Genomic DNA, 15,760 nt, shown 5'->3' with positions numbered 1-15,760 from the left:
GGCCGGGGCCCGTCAGTTGGTGAAGGCGACCGTGTTGACCATGTGATCGATGAGCTGCGGGTCGCAGCGCGCGCAGAAGAAGGTGATCAGCACCGCCCTCTCGTCCTGGCCCTGCCGTACGAGATAGGCGGTGAAGTCGAGGCGGCGGCCGCTCTGCGCCGGGTCGCCGAGCACTCCGTCCAGCCTGAAGCCCGGTTGGCCGCCCACGGTCGTCGGCATCGGAGCACCGGTGTAGCCGACCGTTCCCGGGAGCGACGACTCCAGGCTCTGCTGGAGCTCCATCGGGGAGTCGGAGGTGCTGAGCGTGTTGCTCACCTGAGCGAAGACGCCGACCGCGCGGTCCGGCTGGTTCGTGATCACCGGGTCGACCTTCGACCAGTCGGTGTTGCCGGGCACGGCGAACAGCGCGTCGAACTCGTCGACGGCCGGTGAGGCGATCATCCACTGGTCGGCGTTGGTCCTGGCCTGTCCCCAGGTCGACGGGTAGGCCATGGTGAACGGCGCGGCCGTGCTCCCCGGATAGGTGTTCCAGGTGGCGGCGGTGTCGCCGCCCTTGGTGAGGATCAGGGCGGCCGCCACCGCGACCGACAGCAGCACGGCCAGGCCGCCGATCAGCGGTCCGAGCGGGAGCCTACGCCGGCCGCCACCGGCCGCCGCCCGCCGTCCCGGGGAGACCGGCGGCTGCGACGCATGGGACGGATGGGAGGGATATGGGAGATGGGTCGGGTGAGAGGGGTGGGATGCCGGCCCCGGCGCCACCGGCGGGTACGACTGCACGGAGCCGGCCGGAGACGGCAGGGTTGGCGAGTAGGACTGCGGGTGAGACGGGGAGTGCGTGAGCGGATGCGACTGTACGGGCGGCTGGGCCTGGTACGGCTCCGGCGGCTGCGGCGATCGCCACTGCGGGGAGGGTTGCGCGCCCGCTGCGCCCGCTGCGCCCGCTGCGCCGGCCGCCTGCTGTTCGCCGCCGCTGATGGCGTCGCGGAGTGCGGAGACGAACTCCCGGCAGGTCGGATACCGCTCGGCCGGGTCTTTCGCCAGGGCCCGCGCCAGCACCGGGTTGACCGTGTGCGGCAGGTCGGGACGGTACGGCGTGAGCGGTGGCGGGTCATGGGAGACGTGGGCGTACAGCAGCGCCAACTCGGTGTCGCGCTGGAACGGCGGCTGCCCGGCGAGCGCCTCGTAGACCACGCAGGCGAACGCGTAGAGGTCGCTGCGGCCGTCCACCGCGAGCCCGCGGATCTGCTCCGGGGCGACGTAACGGGGAGTCCCCATGAAATGCCCGTGGCTGGTCAGCCCCGCCTCGGCCGACGAGCTCTTGGTCAGCCCGAAGTCGGTCAGGTAGACGTGGTCGGCCTGGGTCACCAGGATGTTGGCGGGCTTCACGTCGCGGTGCACCAGCCCGCCGGCGTGCGCGGCGTCCAGCGCGGCGGCGATCTGGGTGAACAGCGTGTTGGCCCGGGCCACCGGCAGCGGACCGCTCGCCTGGGCGAGCTTGCGCAGGTCGCTGCCTTCGACGTAGCGCATGGCGATGAACAGCAGGTCGTCGCGCTCGCCCGCCTCGTAGACCGGGATGATGTTGGGGTGGTCGAGGCTCGCCACCAGCCGTGACTCCCGTACGAACCGCTCACGGAAGCGCCCGTCGTGCGACAACTGCGGCGCGAGGATCTTCAGGGCCACCGCCCGGCCCAGCCGCTGGTCCCGCGCGCGGTAGACGGTGGCCATGCCGCCTCGCCCGACGACCGCCTCGATCAGGTAGTCGCCGAGCTGACGGCCGGTCAGCGGCGGCATCGGGGGAGTGTCCGTCATGTCATGAATCCACTGGGTTGCCGCAGAAGCCGCAGAAACGGTGCCCCTGGCCCAGCCGCATGCCGCACTGGGTGCAGAAGCTCATCTGCGGTTGCCCGGAAGGCCCGGAGATGACCGGAGGTCTGGAGGGGACAGAAGCCACGGAGGGGACAGAGGGCTGGGAGGGGACAGAGGGCGCGGAGGGGACAGAGGGCTGGGACGGAACCGAGGGCTGGGAGGTCCCACCCGGCGGTGAGGGGTCGGCGCTCGCGACGTTCCCGGCCGGGCCGGGCTGGCCGATGACCTGCGTGACCGCGTGCGTGGGCCATGACTCCGCCGTCTGCGGCGGCGTTTCGGAGGCCTGTGCCGCGGCCGCTCGCCTGCGCCGCACCAGCGGCACGGCCACACCGGCGAGCACCGCCAGGACCGCCAGGCCGCCGGCCAACGGAATCAGCGGGGACGTGGCGGACGTCTCCTCGGCCGGCACGGCGGTGGGCTTGGCCGCGGCGCCGCCCTTGTCCTCGCCGGTGCCCGCCTTCGCTCTGGCCTCCTTCAGGTGGTCGATCGCGACGGCGTGGTCGGAGCGCAGGTTCAGCACCTGCTGCAGCACCGGGATCGCGTTGGCGAACTGCTTGTTGTGGTAGGAGGCGAGGGCGGTCTCATAGACGTTGTCGACCGGCCCGCGGCGCGGGGTCACACCGGCCGTCACCAGCGCGGTGCGGATCTCCTCGACCGGGGTGACCGTCGTCGGGACGTCGCCGCCGCCGGCGAGCAGCCCGATCACCTCGCTCTTGCCGTCGTCGATGAGCGCGGCGCCCGCGGCCCCGTTCTTCAGCAGGGTGGCGACCTTGTCCTTCTCCTTCTCCTTGAAGGTCCGGCTGCCCGGGGGATCCAGATGCGCCGTGTCCAGCTTGGGCGGCAGCTTCGCCGATGGTCTGCCGGTGAGCGTCATCACGTCGGTCGACTCGACGGCGCCGCCGAGGGCGGTCCCGAGCGGCACGGTGGGCAGGGTCGCCTTCTCGCCGCCCTTGGTGACCTTGAGCACCGCGGGAGCGGTCGGGGCCGCGCCCGTCGTCAGGATCTGCGCGGGCAGGCCGCCGGGCGCGGGGGGATCAAGGTACGGGAAGACCGCCACGTTCGTGGTGACCTGGGCGATGCAGGTCGAGTCGGTCTTCTGCGGCGGATAACAGGCCTGGAGCCTGCGGTTGAGGTCGGGGTCGTCGAGCGTGTGCCGTTGGAAGTCCGCCGGGATCTTCACCTTGAAATACTCGGCGAACACCCGATTGGCGGCGTAGACCCTGGGATCGCGGTCGGTCCGCACCACCTGGGTGGCGGTGACGACGACGCCGTCGGGGGTGACGGTGAAGCCGCTGCCCTTGGCCAGTTCGGTGTCGTACTCTCTGACGATCTGCTTGATGATGCTCCGGTCGTCGAGCAGCGTGACCGACACGTGCGAGGACGACTCCACCCGCACGGCTCCGGGCGTCACGCGGTCGGTGGATCCGCTCGGGTGGGGATGCATCGGCAGGGGCGCCACCAGGGGTGCCGCGAGCAGGGGCGCCGCGATCGCGCTATGGGCCACCGGCACCGCGAGAAGTTTGTACAGGCGGGGCATCCCGGCCTCCTATGCCTGGTGGGAACAGACCAAGGGTCTCAACGGCGGCGGTGCCGGACAAGGTCTGGAGCCGTGCCGACACTATGTTGATACAGCCCATTGATCTCCATGGCGCTTGCCGCACGCTTGCAGTCGGATTGCGCCATGCCGCCGTCCATGCGCGCTCGCCCGGAAAGCGATTAATGTTCGGTTCATGCTGCCTTCCCGCCTTCCCCGGACCGACCTGCTGATCGGCTTCGCCATCATGGCTCTGGGCACACTGGAGGCGTTCACCGTGGCGACCGCGCCGCCGATCTCCCAGGGGGCGACGATGAGTGAGGTCACGAAGTGACGATCCGCGTCGTCCTGGCCGACGACCAGGTGATGGTCCGGGCGGGCCTGCGCATGGTGGTCGAGAGCGAGCCCGGCATGGAGGTCGTCGGCGAGGCGGGCGACGGCGTCGAGGCGGTGGCGGTGGCGCAGCGGCTCCGGCCGGACATCGTGCTCATGGACATCTCGATGCCCCGGATGGACGGGCTCAGCGCGGCCAGGCGGCTGCTCGACACGCCGCACCCTCCCAAAATCATCATGCTCACCACGTTCGACACCGACGAGAACCTGTACGCCGCGCTGCGCGCCGGCACCAGCGGCTTCCTGCTGAAGGTGTCGCCCCCCGAGCAGCTCGTGGCGGCCATCCGGGTCGTCGCGGCCGGCGACGGGCTGCTCGACCCGGCCGTCACGACCCGGGTGATCGCCTCTTTCGCCGGGCGGCGCGAGCCGGTGCGCCCGCCACAGCTGTCGGAGCTCACCCCGCGTGAGCTCGAGGTCCTGCGGATGCTCGCCCGTGGTCTCACCAACGCCGAGATCGCCAAGGCGCTCTTCGTCGGCGAGGCCACGGTGAAGACCCATGTCGCCCGCGTGCTCATGAAGCTGAACCTGCGTGACCGGGCTCAGGCGGTCGTGTTCGCGTACGAGTCGGGCGTGGTCGCCCCCGGATCGGCGGACGGGTAGCCCTTCGGATAGTGCGCGGCCCACTCGGCGTCGCTCATCCGCAGCACCCGCAGCCCGAGGTAGCCGAGCACCAGGAGGTTGCCGCCGCTCCAGAGCAGGCTGAGCGGGCCATAGTCCATGACGTTCGGGAGGATCCAGACCAGCAGTCCCGTCACGGGGACCCACCAGCGGACGAATCCGGCGCGGGTCAGGGCGATCAGGAACAGGAACAGGCCGATCGGTCCGAGGAACACCCACGGGAGCTGGAACCCGAATATTACCCCGGGCAGGTCGAACACCTCGTCGAACAGCTTCTCCGCCTGGTCCGGCGGGTAGTGCCGGCCGAACCACCACTGCACCGGGTCGCCCATCAGCAGTGCCGAGAGGTTGAGGAAACCCAGCACGGCGAACGCGCCTCCGATGTGGCCCAGCACGGCGCCGCGGCGGCGGGTCAGGTGCGTCAGGCCGATCACGGCCAGCGGCAGGAGCAACCAGCTCCAGTGGTAGAGGGCGGACTGGAGTTGCGCCAGCGCCGGATTGTCGCCATAACTGACCACCTCGCGGTCATCGCCCCACGTCCCCGGATCCACCAGGTTCGCGACGAGCTGGAGGACCGGCGAGGCGATGAGCGTCGCTGCGATGACCGAGCGCCGGAAGGCCACCGAGTCGGACGGCTTGAACATCGATCTTTCCCTTTCGGGTCGTCTCTTGTACGGCCGGGGACCATAGGTGACGGCCCGGATGCGGCACATCCGCCGTCAGAGTGATCCGACGTCATCCGTACGACTGACTTATCGCTGAAGCCCGGTCTTTGTGTATATTTTTTGGAAGATGGCTCACTAAACGGGAGATGTTTTATGAAGGCCTTCCCGGCGGTCCTGTTCGACGAGGCGCACAGCGAGGCATGGACGATCCGGCGTGAGATCGCCGAGGTCATCAATCCGGCGCATCCCGACGACAGCGGCTACGTGAAGGCCGCCGAGGTCCTGCGACGGCTCGGCCACACCGTCCGTCCCCACATCGAGGGCCCCGTCACACCCGGCCTGCTCGACACGTGCGACGTCTTCGTGATCGCGCATCCCTCCGGGGAGCGCTGGGAGCGCACCACGGGCGCCGGGAGCCCGGTCTTCACCGTCGATGAGATCGACGCCGTCGAGGCATACGTCGCCGCCGGCGGCGGGCTGGTCGTGCTCGCCGAGTGCGAGCAGGACAAGTACGGCAGCAACCTCGCCGACCTGCTCGGCCGGTTCGGCGTCGCCGTCGAGCACGCGACCGTCCAGGACCCCGCGAACTGCCACAACAGGGTCGCCACCTGGGTCCTCGGCACGCCGCCATCGGACGGAGCAGACGCGGGCGTGGACGGGCAGGACCTGCTGGCGCGGGCGGGCCGGGCCTGCTTCTACCGCTCGGGAACGCTCGCCGCCCTCCCCGAGGGCGCCACCGTCCTGTTCCGGACCTCACCCACCGCCGACCCCGCCGGCCGCCCGCTGGCGGCAGCCGTACGGCACGGCCGCGGCCGCGTCGTGGTGCTGGCCGACTCCGACCTGTTCGGCGACGACTCGATCGGCGACCACGACCACGTCCAGCTGTGGGCCAACCTCGTCACCTGGGCCGCTCGGATGCCCGAGGACGGGCGCTCCCGTACGGCGCCGCGGGCAGAGGTGGCGGCGGAGTTCGCCCGGCTGAAGGCCGCCGTAGAGGAGTTGCGCCCGCTGCAGGCGAAGGACGGCTCCATCAGCGGCGACCGGGACCGCGCGGCCGGGCTGATCTCCCGGATCTGCGACCACGTGACCACGCTCGCCCCGGCCTTCCCTCACGACCGCGACTACCTCGACGCGGTGGTGGCCGACTTCCGCATGTGGGTGTCGGACGGGCTGGGCGTGCCGGACTTTCTCGACTCGCTGAATGCCTTCCACCCCGACACCCAGCGGGTCGACGGGCTGGAGCACCTGGTCGTCTTCCCGATGTACACCCAGAACGGCAACAGCGACCGCAATGTCGAGGCTGTCTGGATCCGGGTGGTCTGGCCCGACTGGCTGGCCGAGTTGGAACGCGGCGGCTACGACAACCCGATGTTCGTGCCGATCGTGTTCGAGGGCTTCACCTCGGGCTACGACACGAACTCCGCCGTGCTGTTCCCGGAGACCGTCGCGGTACGGCAGGCCCCGTCGAGCTTCACCTGGGGTGCCATCTTCTGTGATCGGGAGGCCGCGAGGTTCCGCGCGGTCAGCGCCGCCGCCGCCAGGACGCTCAAGCTGGCGCTGCCGCCGGACGCCGCCCGTCTGCTCGCCTCGCAGGACCTCGCCCAGGACACCTTCGTCCTGTGGGACCTCGTACACGACCGGACCCACAGCCACGGCGACCTGCCGTTCGACCCGTTCATGATCAAGCAGCGGATGCCGTACTGGCTGTACGCGCTGGAGGAGCTGCGCTGCGACCTGACCGCGTTCGGCGAGGCGGTGAAGCTGGAGGCGGCGGGCGTGCCGCACGCGCGCTACGTGCAGTACGCGATCCTCTTCGACCGGCTGTTCCGCTTCCCGATCACCGGTGAGCGGGTCCGCAACTACGACGGCCTCGGCGGCCAGCTCCTGTTCGCCTACCTGCACCGGAGCGACATCGTCCGCTGGACCGACAACCGGCTCACCATCGACTGGGCCCGCGTGGCCGACGGCGTCGCCGACCTGCGCGGCGAGGTGGACAAGCTCTACCGCGACGGCATCGACCGGCCCAAGGCGGCGCACTGGCTCGCCGCCCACCAGCTCGTCGCGACGTACGTCGAGCCGCACCCCACGTCGGTGTGGCGGCAGGGGGGGCGCGCGCTGCCGGCCGAGCAGAAGGCCATGGTGGACGCCGTGCTGCCCGATGAGTTCCCACTGAGCATGTTCTACGAGGCGCTGCGCCGTAAGCTCACGGAGGTGGTGGAGTCCACGAGAGGCATCCGGGCGTGAGCAACCGGGCCGGCCGGAAGGGATGAGCGTGATGAGCAGGGTGATTTTGGTCGCGGGAGCAGGCGGCCCGACCGGACAGGCCGTGGTGCGGCGGCTGGCCGAACGCGGCGACACCGTGATCGCGGTCGACCGGTCCGGCGTCGAGGGGTGCCTGAACGTGGACCTGCTGGATGCGGCGGCCGTGGCCGAGCTGGCCGAGCGGATCAGAGCCGAGCACGGGCGGGTGGACGGCGTCGTCCACCTCGTCGGCGGCTGGCGCGGCTCGAAGACCTTCGCCGAGACCTCGCTCGCGGACTGGGACGTGCTGCACGACCTGCTGATCCGGACTCTGCAGAACGTGTCGCTCGCGTTCGAGCCGCTGCTGAAAGCCGGCGACGACGGCCGGTTCGTCATCGTCTCGGCCCGGGCGGCGCAGCGGCCGACGCAGAGCAACGCCGTCTACGCGACGGCCAAGGCGGCGGCCGAGGCCTGGACCCTGTCGCTCGCCGACGCGCTGCGTGGTACGGCCTCCGCCGCCGTGATCCTGGTGGTGACCGCGCTGGTGCACGACGCGATGCGGGCCGCCGCTCCCGACAAGCAGTTCAAGAACTTCACCGACGTGCGGGATCTCGCGGCGGCCGTCGCCGGCCTGTGGGACGAGGACGCCGCCGCCCTCAACGGCCGCAGGATCGACCTCGCGCCGATGCCGAAGGACGGAGATTTCTCGTGACAACGGATGCCGTTCGGCGGCACGACCCGGCGGCCAGGACGTTCGCCAGCGACAACTACGCCGGCGTGCACCCGGAGGTGCTGGAGGCGATCGCCCTCGCCAACGGCGGCCATCAGGTCCCCTACGGCGACGACGTCTACACCGATGCGCTGCGGGACCTCTTCGGCCGGCACTTCGGCGAGCAGGCCGAGGTGTTCCCGGTGTTCAACGGCACCGCCGCCAACGTCGTCTCGCTGCGCTCGATGTGCGCCCCATGGGAGGCGGTGATCTGCCCGCAGAGCGCCCACATCAACACCGACGAGGGCGGCGCCCCCGAGGTGACCGGCGGCCTGAAGCTGCTCCCGGTGTCCACCCCGGACGGGAAGCTCACGCCCGAGCTGGTCGACCGCCAGGCGTGGGGCTTCGGCGACGTGCACCGGGCGCAGCCGCGCGTGGTGTCGATCTCCAACGCGACCGAGCTCGGCACGCTCTACCCGCCCGCCGAGATCAAGGCCGTCTGCGATCACGCCCACGAGCTGGGGCTGCTCGTCCACCTCGACGGCTCGCGGATCACGAACGCGGCCGCCGCCCTGGACCTCCCGCTCCGGGCGCTCACCACCGACGTCGGGGTGGACGTGCTGTCGTTCGGCGGCACCAAGATCGGGCTGCTGCTGGGCGAGGTCGTCGTCGTGCTCAATCCCGCGGCCGCGCGCGGCCTGCCGTACCTGCGCAAGACGTACATGCAGCTCGCCTCGAAGATGCGGTTCGTCTCCGTGCAGTTCGAGGCGCTGCTCCAAGGGGACCTGTGGCTGCGCAGCGCCCGCCAGGCCAACGCGATGGCCAGACGGCTCGCCGACGCCGTACGGGATATGCCGGGGGTGACGCTGCCGCGCCCGGTGGAGGCCAACGGGGTCTTCGCGATCCTGCCCGCCGACGTCGCCGACCGGCTGCGCAAGCGGTTCCGGTTCTACAACTGGGACGAGCAGATCGGCGGCGGGATGGTGGAGGTGCGGTGGATGTGCGCCTTCGACACCACCGAGGCCGACGTCGACGCCTTCGCCGCCGCCCTGGCCGAGGAGCTCACCGCCTGATGACCACCTGGGTTCCGATCACTTTCCGAGGATGGAGGGCAGGGGCTGGGCGCCCCGGTTGGTGAGCAGTTCCCGCATCTGCCTGATCTCCGCCAGCTGTCCGTTGACGATGTGCTGGGCCAGGGCGCGCACCTCGGCCCGGCCGGATAGCTTCAGCAGGCCCTCGGCCATGTCCACCCCGCCCTCGTGATGGCGGATCATGAGCTGGAGGAACAGAACCTCCGCGTCCTTGCCCGGCGCCGCCGACCTCAGCCGTTTCATCTCCTCGTCGGAGGCCATCCCCGGCATGGACCCGGTCGTGGCGGCGCCGGCTCCGCCGTGGCCGCCGTGCCCGGCCATCCACGTCATCGGCGGCAGGAGGGACGCCTGGTCGAGGCCCCACTGCTGGAGCCAGCCCATGAAAATCCCACGCTGGGTGCTCTGCGTGGTGATGATGTCGTAGGCGAGCGTCCTGAGCTGGTCGTCCGTGCTCTTGTCCCGCACGATGAACGACATCTCCACCGCCTGGGCGTGATGTACGCCCATGTCCCGGGCGAAGCCCGCCTCAGGGGAGGCGTCGCCCGGGGCCTGCGACCTGGTGAGGAACAGCAGCACCGCGGCCACCGCGACGACGACGGCGATCACCCCGAGGATCGGCGTGGTCCTCCTGGGCCGTGAGACGGTGTCGGGCGGCAGGCCCGTATCGGTGGTCATCGCCGACAGGCTACTCCACGCGCTCGCCGGTGAGGCCCGGAGCCGTCTGGTCACATGGGTCTCACGCTTGCGCGGGGTTTATCCCTATACCCACTATTCTCCATACCTCATAGGGGGATAATCCGTGATCGCTGGCTGGAGGATGGATGTCGAAGGAGAAGACGCAGGCGAGACGTGAGCACCTCGCCCGCATGCGCGCCCAGCAGAAGCGCAAGGAGCGGCGCGCGGCCCTCCTGATGTGGGGCGTCGGCGGCCTCGTCATCGTCGTGCTGGTCGGTCTGGTCGCCTTCTATGTGATCAATGACAGGTCGGGCAAGTCGCTCGACGCGGTCGCGAGTTACGACTACAAGGGTGGTGCCCACACCTCGAAGAAGGTCTCCTACAAGCAGACGCCGCCGGTGGGTGGCGAGCACAACCCGTACTGGCAGAACTGCGGCATCTATGACAAGCCGATCCACAGCGAGCACGCGGTCCATGCGATGGAGCACGGCGCGGTGTGGGTCACCTATCAGCCCGACCTGCCGAAGGCGGAGGTGGACAAGCTGAAGACGCTGGCCTCCGCCGACTACATGCTGCTCAGCCCGTACCCCGGTCTGCCCGCCAAGGTCGTGGCCAGCTCGTGGAACCACCAGTTGAAGCTCGACGGCGCCGACGATCCGCGTCTGCCCGTGTACATCAAGAAGTACAAGCAGAACCCGAACTACACCCCCGAGTTCGGCGCGTCCTGCAGCGGCGCCGTGGACACCACCGAAGACCAGCCGCTGCCGCCGCAGCCGACCGCGGACCCGCACGAGTCGGCCGCCCCCCAGGCGTCGTCGAACCCGTCGCCCACCGCCTCCTGACGATCAGCCAACCCCATCCCCCCGGGGGGTGCGGGGGTGGGGTTGGGGTGGATGTCGTTTTGCTTACTGATTACGCACCCTTGGTGTACCTCGGTAGGCTCTGCGGACGATGGCAGGGATCGAGGACGGGATGCGAAACGAGCGCCAGGAGGAGCCCGGGCCAGGCCTAGCCCCGGAAGCGCACGTGGGCGCGGAGGCGGGCGGGGCCCCGGAGACAGACGGAGAGCGGCCCGATGACGGCGTTCAGGAGCCGGCGGCGCCCACGCAGGCACAGGGGCCGCAGGAGCCGCAGGCCGCCCGGGGGACGACACTCGCCCTCATCGTCGCGCTCGGCCTGGTCGTCGTGATGACCGGTGCTCTGGGCGCGGTGGCGGTCGTGATGACCCGTAACCCGGACGCGGCGCCCCTGTCGCAGGTGTCGCTGCGTCAACTGGCGACGCCCGTGCATTTCGCCCCCGTGGTCGGGGTCAGGGCCGCGCCCTGCACCGGGACCGACGGGGTCCCCGACGCCCAGGGCACCATGTGCTACCAGCTCGATCCCGGCGTGACGGTGACCACCGTGCAGAAGATCGAGGAGGTGCCGGAGAACGACGGCAGCTACTCCCTGCGGCTCGTCCTGTCCCCGGCCAACCTGGACCAGATCGCCGACCTCACCCGGGAGACCGTCAAGCAGCAACTCGCGGTCGTCGCGGGCGAGAAGGTGGTCGCGGCCCCCCGGGTCGCTCAGGAGATCGACCAGGACAGCCTGGCCATCGCCGGTTTCACCAAGGAGCAGGCCGACGCGCTGCTCACCCTGCTGACCGGTTCCGCCGCCCCCCAGCAGCCCCAGCCCGATCAGCCCACCCAGCCCGCGTTCACCCAGCCGCAGACCGATCCCGCGATCCAGCCCGCCGATCAGTCGACCCGGCCGGCGTTCACCCAGGCTCCCATAGAGTCCGACGGCCAACTGCCGACGGCCGGTGGAACCACCCAACCGGTGGGCACCCAGGTGGCGAGCACAGGCGGGCAGACGCACCCCAGGTTCGCGAGCTGCCGGGAAGCCACCGCCAGCGGCTATGGGCCGTACACGAAGGGTGTGCACCCCGAGTACTACTGGTACAAGGACGTGGACGGCAACGGCGTCGCCTGTGATCCCCGCGACATCACCTGAGATCAGGAGATCGAGGCGGGCGTGAGCGCGATGTCCTCGGGGCGGATCGGGACGCGGGTGAGCGGCAGGCCCGTCGCGGCCCGCACCGCCGCCGCCACCGCCGGGGTCGACGACAGCGTGGGCGGCTCCCCGGCGCCGCGCAGCCCGTACGGCGCATGCGGATCGGGGTTCTCCAGGATCGACAGCCGCATGGGCGGCATGTCGAGAATGGTGGGGATCAGGTAGTCGGTGAACGAGGGGTTCAGCACCCGCCCGTCGCGCACCTGGATCTCCTCCATCAGCGCCAGGCCGAGCCCCTGGGCGGAGCCACCGTGGATCTGCCCCTCCAGGGCCAGGGGGTTGAGGATCTTGCCGACGTCCTGGACGGCGGCCAGCTCGACGACCTTGACCAGGCCGAGCTCGACGTCCACGTCGACGACGGCCCGGTGGACGCACAGCGCGAGCTGGGTGTGCGTGTCGCCCTGGCCGGTGACCGGGTCCATGGGCACCGTCGGCCGATGTCGGTACTCCCGCGTCTCCTCGATCGGACCGAACCGCTCGAGCAGCTCGTCGAGTGACAGCCCGGGGTGCTCGGCCCGCATCGCGTCCAGGCGCTGCCGTACGGCCTCGCAGGCGGTCTTGACCGCGCCGCCGGTGACGTACGACTGCCGGGACGCCGAGGAGGAGCCGGCCGACCCGACGGTGGTGTCGGCCGGGGCGACGGTCACCCGGTCGACGCCCAGTTCGGTGCGGGCGATCTGGGCCTGGACCGTGACCAGGCCCTGGCCGACCTCGGCGGCGGCCGTATGTACGAGCACGTGCGGCTCGCCGGCCAGTGACTCGAGCCTGACCTGGGCCGTCGAGTAGTCGTCGAAGCCCTCGGAGAAGCAGATGTTCTTGAGGCCGACGGCGTAGCCGACGCCCCGGCGCACCCCCTCGCCGTGTGTCGTCTGCGAGACGCCGCCCGGCAGCAGCCGCAGGTCCGCTTGGACGGCGACCGGCTCGGGAAGCGGCATGGCCGCGATCTCGGCGAGCATCTCGGCGAGCGGCGCCGGTGTGTCGATCAGCTGGCCGGTGGCGATCCTGGAGCCCTGCGAGACCGCGTTACGCGTCCGGATCTCGACGGGCGACAGCCCGCATGCCTCCGCCAGCCGGTCCATCTGCGACTCATAGGCGTAGCACGCCTGGACCGCACCGAACCCGCGCATCGCCCCGCACGGCGGGTTGTTCGTGTAGACGCCGTAGGCGTCGATCTCGATGTCGGCCACCTCGTACGGCCCGACGCCGAGAGAGGCGGCGTTGCCGACGACGGCGGGCGTGGACGAGCGGTACGCGCCGCCGTCCAGCACGATCTCGGCCTTGACGTAGACCAGCCGGCCGTCGAGCGTCGCGCCGTGCTCGTAGCGCATCCGCGCCGGGTGGCGGTGGACGTGCCCGAGGAACGACTCCTCGCGGCCGTACACCATCTTGACCGGCCTGCCGGTGCGCAGCGCGAGCATCGAGGCGTGGATCTGCATCGACAGGTCCTCGCGGGCGCCGAACGCACCGCCGACCCCGGCGAGCGACAGCCGCACCTTGCCGGGCGGCAGGCCGAGACACGGCGCGATCTGGTCCCGGTCGACGTGCAGCCACTGGGTGGCGATGTACAGGTCCACTCCGCCGTCCTCGGCTGGTACGGCGAGGCCCGACTCGGGGCCGAGGAAGGCCTGGTCCTGCATGCCCACCTCGTATTCGCCGGTGACGACGACCTCGGCCCCGGTGGCGGCCGCGCCGACGTCTCCCACCCTGACCGGCTGGTGCCGTACGAGATTGCCGTTCGGGTGTACGGCGGGGCAGTCCGGGTCGAAGGCGGCGCGCATCGGATCGACCACCGCCTCGCGCGGCTCGTACTCGACCACGATCGCGGCGGCGGCCCGCCGGGCGGTTTCGGGGTGGTCGGCGGCCACCAGCGCCACCGGCTCTCCCTGGTAGCGGACCTCGTCGACGGCGAGGACCGGCTGATCCCGGTGCTCCAGACCGTAAGATTTCTCGCCGGGCACGTTCCGGTGGGTCAGCGCGGCGAACACACCGGGCATGGCCAGGGCGGGACCGATGTCGACCGATCGGATCCACGCCGACGGGTGCGGGCTGCGCAGCGTCGCCCCCCACAGCATGCCGTCCAGCCACAGATCCGAGGCGTAGGCGAACTCGCCGGTCACCTTGAGCGTCCCGTCCGGCCGCAGAACGCTCTCGCCGACGCCCGAGCGGCGCCCGGTCTCAATGGTCATGTCCGCAGTACACCAACGCGAATCGGCCGGGCCTATCGACGTACGCCATGGAATCGTGGCGACGGGCGGCATCGACGCTTGTAGCTTTCTCCAAATATTCGGTTTCGCCGAATACGCTGTGCCGTGTGCTGCTGAGGGATCTGCTCGCCGTCGCGGAGCTCCGCCTCGGCCTCCTCACGGGGGACGATTCGCTGGACCGTGAGATCAGCGACGTCCTCGTCACCGACCTGCCCGACCCGACGCGCTACCTGGTAGGCGGCGAGCTCGTACTGACCGGTCTCATGTGGCGGCGGCAGACCGCGGACTCCAAGCGGTTCGTGGCCGCCCTGGCCGATGCCGGAGTGGCCGCCCTCGGCGCCGGCGACGCCTGGCTCGGCATGATCCCCGACGACCTCGTGGCCGCCTGCCGCGACCGGGGCCTGCCGCTGCTGGAGGTGCCGATCGAGGTGTCGTTCGGCGCGATCACCGACCTGGTGGGCCGGCGGCTGGCCGGGATCCGGGCCGGAGACCTGCGCGGCGAGCTCGGCCGCCGCCGGCGGATCGTCGCCGCCGTGGCCGAGGGGGTGGGACTGGAGGAGCTGTTCTCGCTGATCGAGAGCGAGCTGGGCGTCACCGCGGCCGTGGTCTCGGCGGTCGGCTCGATGATCGCGGGCGACCTCCCCGAGGACCTGGCCGTACGGCTGGCCCGCGCCTATCTGGGCGCGGTCCGCCTGCCGGCGGTCGTGCGGGACGGCGAGGCGTTCACGCTGTTCGCGGTGGACCGGTCGCACCGGGCCGCGGGGTGGGCGCTGGTGTGCCGCGGCGAGGTCGACGCCGAGATCGGCTTCGAGCTGGCGTCGTGCGTGGCGATGGCCCGCACCCGCGTCGAGGAGGGCCGCCGGGTCGAGCGGCGGCTGGCCGAGGAGCTCGTCGCGCTCGCGTGGGCCGGAGGCGAGCCGGCCGAGCTGTCCGCCCGGCTGCGGACCTGCGGCATCGATGTGGCCGAGCCGTACGCTGTGGTGACGGCCACGGCGGCGGCCCGGCAGGGGACCGTGCGGCAGGGGACCGTGCGGCAGGGGACCGTGCGGCAGGCCGTGACGGCCGGTGGCCCGGATCCGGCCCTGCTCGGGGGCCGGGTGGTGGAGGAAATCCTGGACCGGCGGGTGGTCGCGGCGGTTCGCACCGAGTCCGGTGCGTCGTCCGGTGAGTCGTCTGGGGAGTCGTTCGGGGAGGCCGTCGCGCTGGTCCCGTTAGGAGAAGGCACGGCGGGTCAGTTGGCGGCGCGGCTGCGGGAGCGTACGGAACTGCTGGCAGCGCAGCTGCCCGACATCGCGGCGGCCGTCGGAGTGAGCAGTGCGCTGACCGGAGCCCAGGCGATCCGCGGCGGGTTGGAGGAGGCCGGGCATGCCAGGCGGATGGCCGAGGCACGCGGCGGGGGAGTGGCCACCAGCGACGAGATCTACACACATGCGCTGCTGCTGGCGACCGTGCCGGGCGACATCCGCCGCTCGTTCGCCGAACGGCTGCTGGGCCCGCTGGTCGACTACGACAGGCGTCACGGCGCCGAGATGGTGCGGACGCTCGAGGTGTTCCTGGAGTGCGCGGGATCCTGGAACGGCTGCGCCGAGCGGCTGCACGTGCACGTCAACACGGTCCGCTATCGGGTACGCCGGATCGAGGAGCTCACCGGCAAGGACCTGTCATCGATGGCCGACCGGATCGACCTCTTCCTGGCCCTGAGCGCCAGCCGC

13 protein-coding genes are annotated in these 15,760 nt (G+C 71.0%); 8 read left to right on the top strand and 5 right to left on the bottom strand.

The annotated features are described in order from the left end of the window. Positions 1-12: 12 nt before the first annotated feature. Both Mth01_RS16685 and Mth01_RS16680 read right to left on the bottom strand, forming a co-directional pair. Positions 13-1,809 carry a serine/threonine-protein kinase gene (locus Mth01_RS16685; RefSeq protein ID WP_239089735.1) on the bottom strand — a complete coding sequence of 599 codons (1,797 nt, stop codon included), beginning with the start codon at positions 1,807-1,809 and terminating at the stop codon, positions 13-15. 1 nt (position 1,810) lies between these two features. After that, positions 1,811-3,403, bottom strand: coding sequence for a zinc ribbon domain-containing protein (locus Mth01_RS16680; protein ID WP_204016789.1), 1,593 nt, complete (start codon positions 3,401-3,403; stop codon positions 1,811-1,813). Between the two features lie 193 nt (positions 3,404-3,596). On the opposite strand from Mth01_RS16680, the gene Mth01_RS16675 reads away from it, so the two are divergent. Continuing rightward, complete coding sequence (locus tag Mth01_RS16675; RefSeq protein ID WP_204016788.1) at positions 3,597-3,734, top strand: hypothetical protein; 138 nt, start codon at positions 3,597-3,599, stop codon at positions 3,732-3,734. Continuing rightward, a complete protein-coding gene (locus Mth01_RS16670; RefSeq protein ID WP_204016787.1) occupies positions 3,731-4,393 on the top strand; it encodes a response regulator in 663 nt (220 codons plus the stop codon). The genes Mth01_RS16675 and Mth01_RS16670 overlap by 4 nt, the downstream gene beginning before the upstream one ends. Here the strand turns inward: Mth01_RS16670 and Mth01_RS16665 are convergent. Further along, positions 4,333-5,055, bottom strand: coding sequence for a hypothetical protein (locus tag Mth01_RS16665; RefSeq protein ID WP_204016786.1), 723 nt, complete (start codon positions 5,053-5,055; stop codon positions 4,333-4,335). The two genes, Mth01_RS16670 and Mth01_RS16665, sit on opposite strands and share 61 nt — an antisense overlap. Before the next feature lie 174 nt (positions 5,056-5,229). Between Mth01_RS16665 and Mth01_RS16660 the strand changes: the two genes are divergently transcribed. From Mth01_RS16660 to Mth01_RS16650, 3 genes are read left to right on the top strand one after another with little or no spacing between them, the layout of a single operon-like run. Then, positions 5,230-7,320, top strand: coding sequence for a DUF6421 family protein (locus tag Mth01_RS16660; RefSeq protein ID WP_204016785.1), 2,091 nt, complete (start codon positions 5,230-5,232; stop codon positions 7,318-7,320). Positions 7,321-7,351: 31 nt separating this feature from the next. Then, a complete protein-coding gene (locus Mth01_RS16655) occupies positions 7,352-8,029 on the top strand; it encodes an SDR family NAD(P)-dependent oxidoreductase (protein ID WP_204016784.1) in 678 nt (225 codons plus the stop codon). After that, a complete protein-coding gene (locus tag Mth01_RS16650; protein WP_204016783.1) occupies positions 8,026-9,099 on the top strand; it encodes a threonine aldolase family protein in 1,074 nt (357 codons plus the stop codon). Before Mth01_RS16655 ends, Mth01_RS16650 begins: the two co-directional genes overlap by 4 nt. A gap of 18 nt (positions 9,100-9,117) precedes the next feature. Here the strand turns inward: Mth01_RS16650 and Mth01_RS16645 are convergent, their stop codons facing one another. After that, positions 9,118-9,792: a DUF305 domain-containing protein gene (locus tag Mth01_RS16645; RefSeq protein ID WP_204016782.1), complete on the bottom strand. Its 675-nt coding sequence runs from the start codon at positions 9,790-9,792 to the stop codon at positions 9,118-9,120. A 146-nt stretch (positions 9,793-9,938) separates the two neighbouring features. Here Mth01_RS16645 and Mth01_RS16640 point away from each other — a divergent pair, with 146 nt between their 5' ends. Both Mth01_RS16640 and Mth01_RS16635 read left to right on the top strand, forming a co-directional pair. Further along, positions 9,939-10,634: a DUF3105 domain-containing protein gene (locus tag Mth01_RS16640; RefSeq protein ID WP_204016781.1), complete on the top strand. Its 696-nt coding sequence runs from the start codon at positions 9,939-9,941 to the stop codon at positions 10,632-10,634. A 109-nt stretch (positions 10,635-10,743) separates the two neighbouring features. Further along, positions 10,744-11,784 carry an excalibur calcium-binding domain-containing protein gene (locus Mth01_RS16635; RefSeq protein ID WP_204016780.1) on the top strand — a complete coding sequence of 347 codons (1,041 nt, stop codon included), beginning with the start codon at positions 10,744-10,746 and terminating at the stop codon, positions 11,782-11,784. A 2-nt stretch (positions 11,785-11,786) separates the two neighbouring features. Here Mth01_RS16635 and Mth01_RS16630 read toward each other — a convergent pair whose 3' ends face one another. After that, positions 11,787-14,030, bottom strand: coding sequence for a molybdopterin cofactor-binding domain-containing protein (locus Mth01_RS16630; protein WP_204016779.1), 2,244 nt, complete (start codon positions 14,028-14,030; stop codon positions 11,787-11,789). A gap of 125 nt (positions 14,031-14,155) precedes the next feature. Between Mth01_RS16630 and Mth01_RS16625 the strand changes: the two genes are divergently transcribed. After that, positions 14,156-15,760: PucR family transcriptional regulator (locus Mth01_RS16625; RefSeq protein ID WP_204016778.1), on the top strand; the 1,605-nt coding region annotated here is incomplete at its 3' end.

Source organism: Sphaerimonospora thailandensis, from assembly GCF_016863115.1.
GTDB classification, from domain to species: Bacteria; Actinomycetota; Actinomycetes; order Streptosporangiales; family Streptosporangiaceae; genus Sphaerimonospora; species Sphaerimonospora cavernae.
This window is presented reverse-complemented; position numbering and strand designations above follow the sequence as displayed.

Bases quoted from the DNA above. Each gene is read 5' to 3' on its own strand.
- Mth01_RS16630 (WP_204016779.1), bottom strand. From the start codon at position 14,030: ATGACCATTGAGACCGGGCGCCGCTCGGGCGTCGGCGAGAGCGTTCTG.
- Mth01_RS16665 (WP_204016786.1), bottom strand. From the start codon at position 5,055: ATGTTCAAGCCGTCCGACTCGGTGGCCTTCCGGCGCTCGGTCATCGCA.
- Mth01_RS16655 (WP_204016784.1), top strand. From the start codon at position 7,352: ATGAGCAGGGTGATTTTGGTCGCGGGAGCAGGCGGCCCGACCGGACAG.
- Mth01_RS16685 (WP_239089735.1), bottom strand. From the start codon at position 1,809: ATGACGGACACTCCCCCGATGCCGCCGCTGACCGGCCGTCAGCTCGGC.
- Mth01_RS16660 (WP_204016785.1), top strand. From the start codon at position 5,230: ATGAAGGCCTTCCCGGCGGTCCTGTTCGACGAGGCGCACAGCGAGGCA.
- Mth01_RS16645 (WP_204016782.1), bottom strand. From the start codon at position 9,792: ATGACCACCGATACGGGCCTGCCGCCCGACACCGTCTCACGGCCCAGG.
- Mth01_RS16680 (WP_204016789.1), bottom strand. From the start codon at position 3,403: ATGCCCCGCCTGTACAAACTTCTCGCGGTGCCGGTGGCCCATAGCGCG.
- Mth01_RS16640 (WP_204016781.1), top strand. From the start codon at position 9,939: ATGTCGAAGGAGAAGACGCAGGCGAGACGTGAGCACCTCGCCCGCATG.
- Mth01_RS16675 (WP_204016788.1), top strand. From the start codon at position 3,597: ATGCTGCCTTCCCGCCTTCCCCGGACCGACCTGCTGATCGGCTTCGCC.
- Mth01_RS16635 (WP_204016780.1), top strand. From the start codon at position 10,744: ATGGCAGGGATCGAGGACGGGATGCGAAACGAGCGCCAGGAGGAGCCC.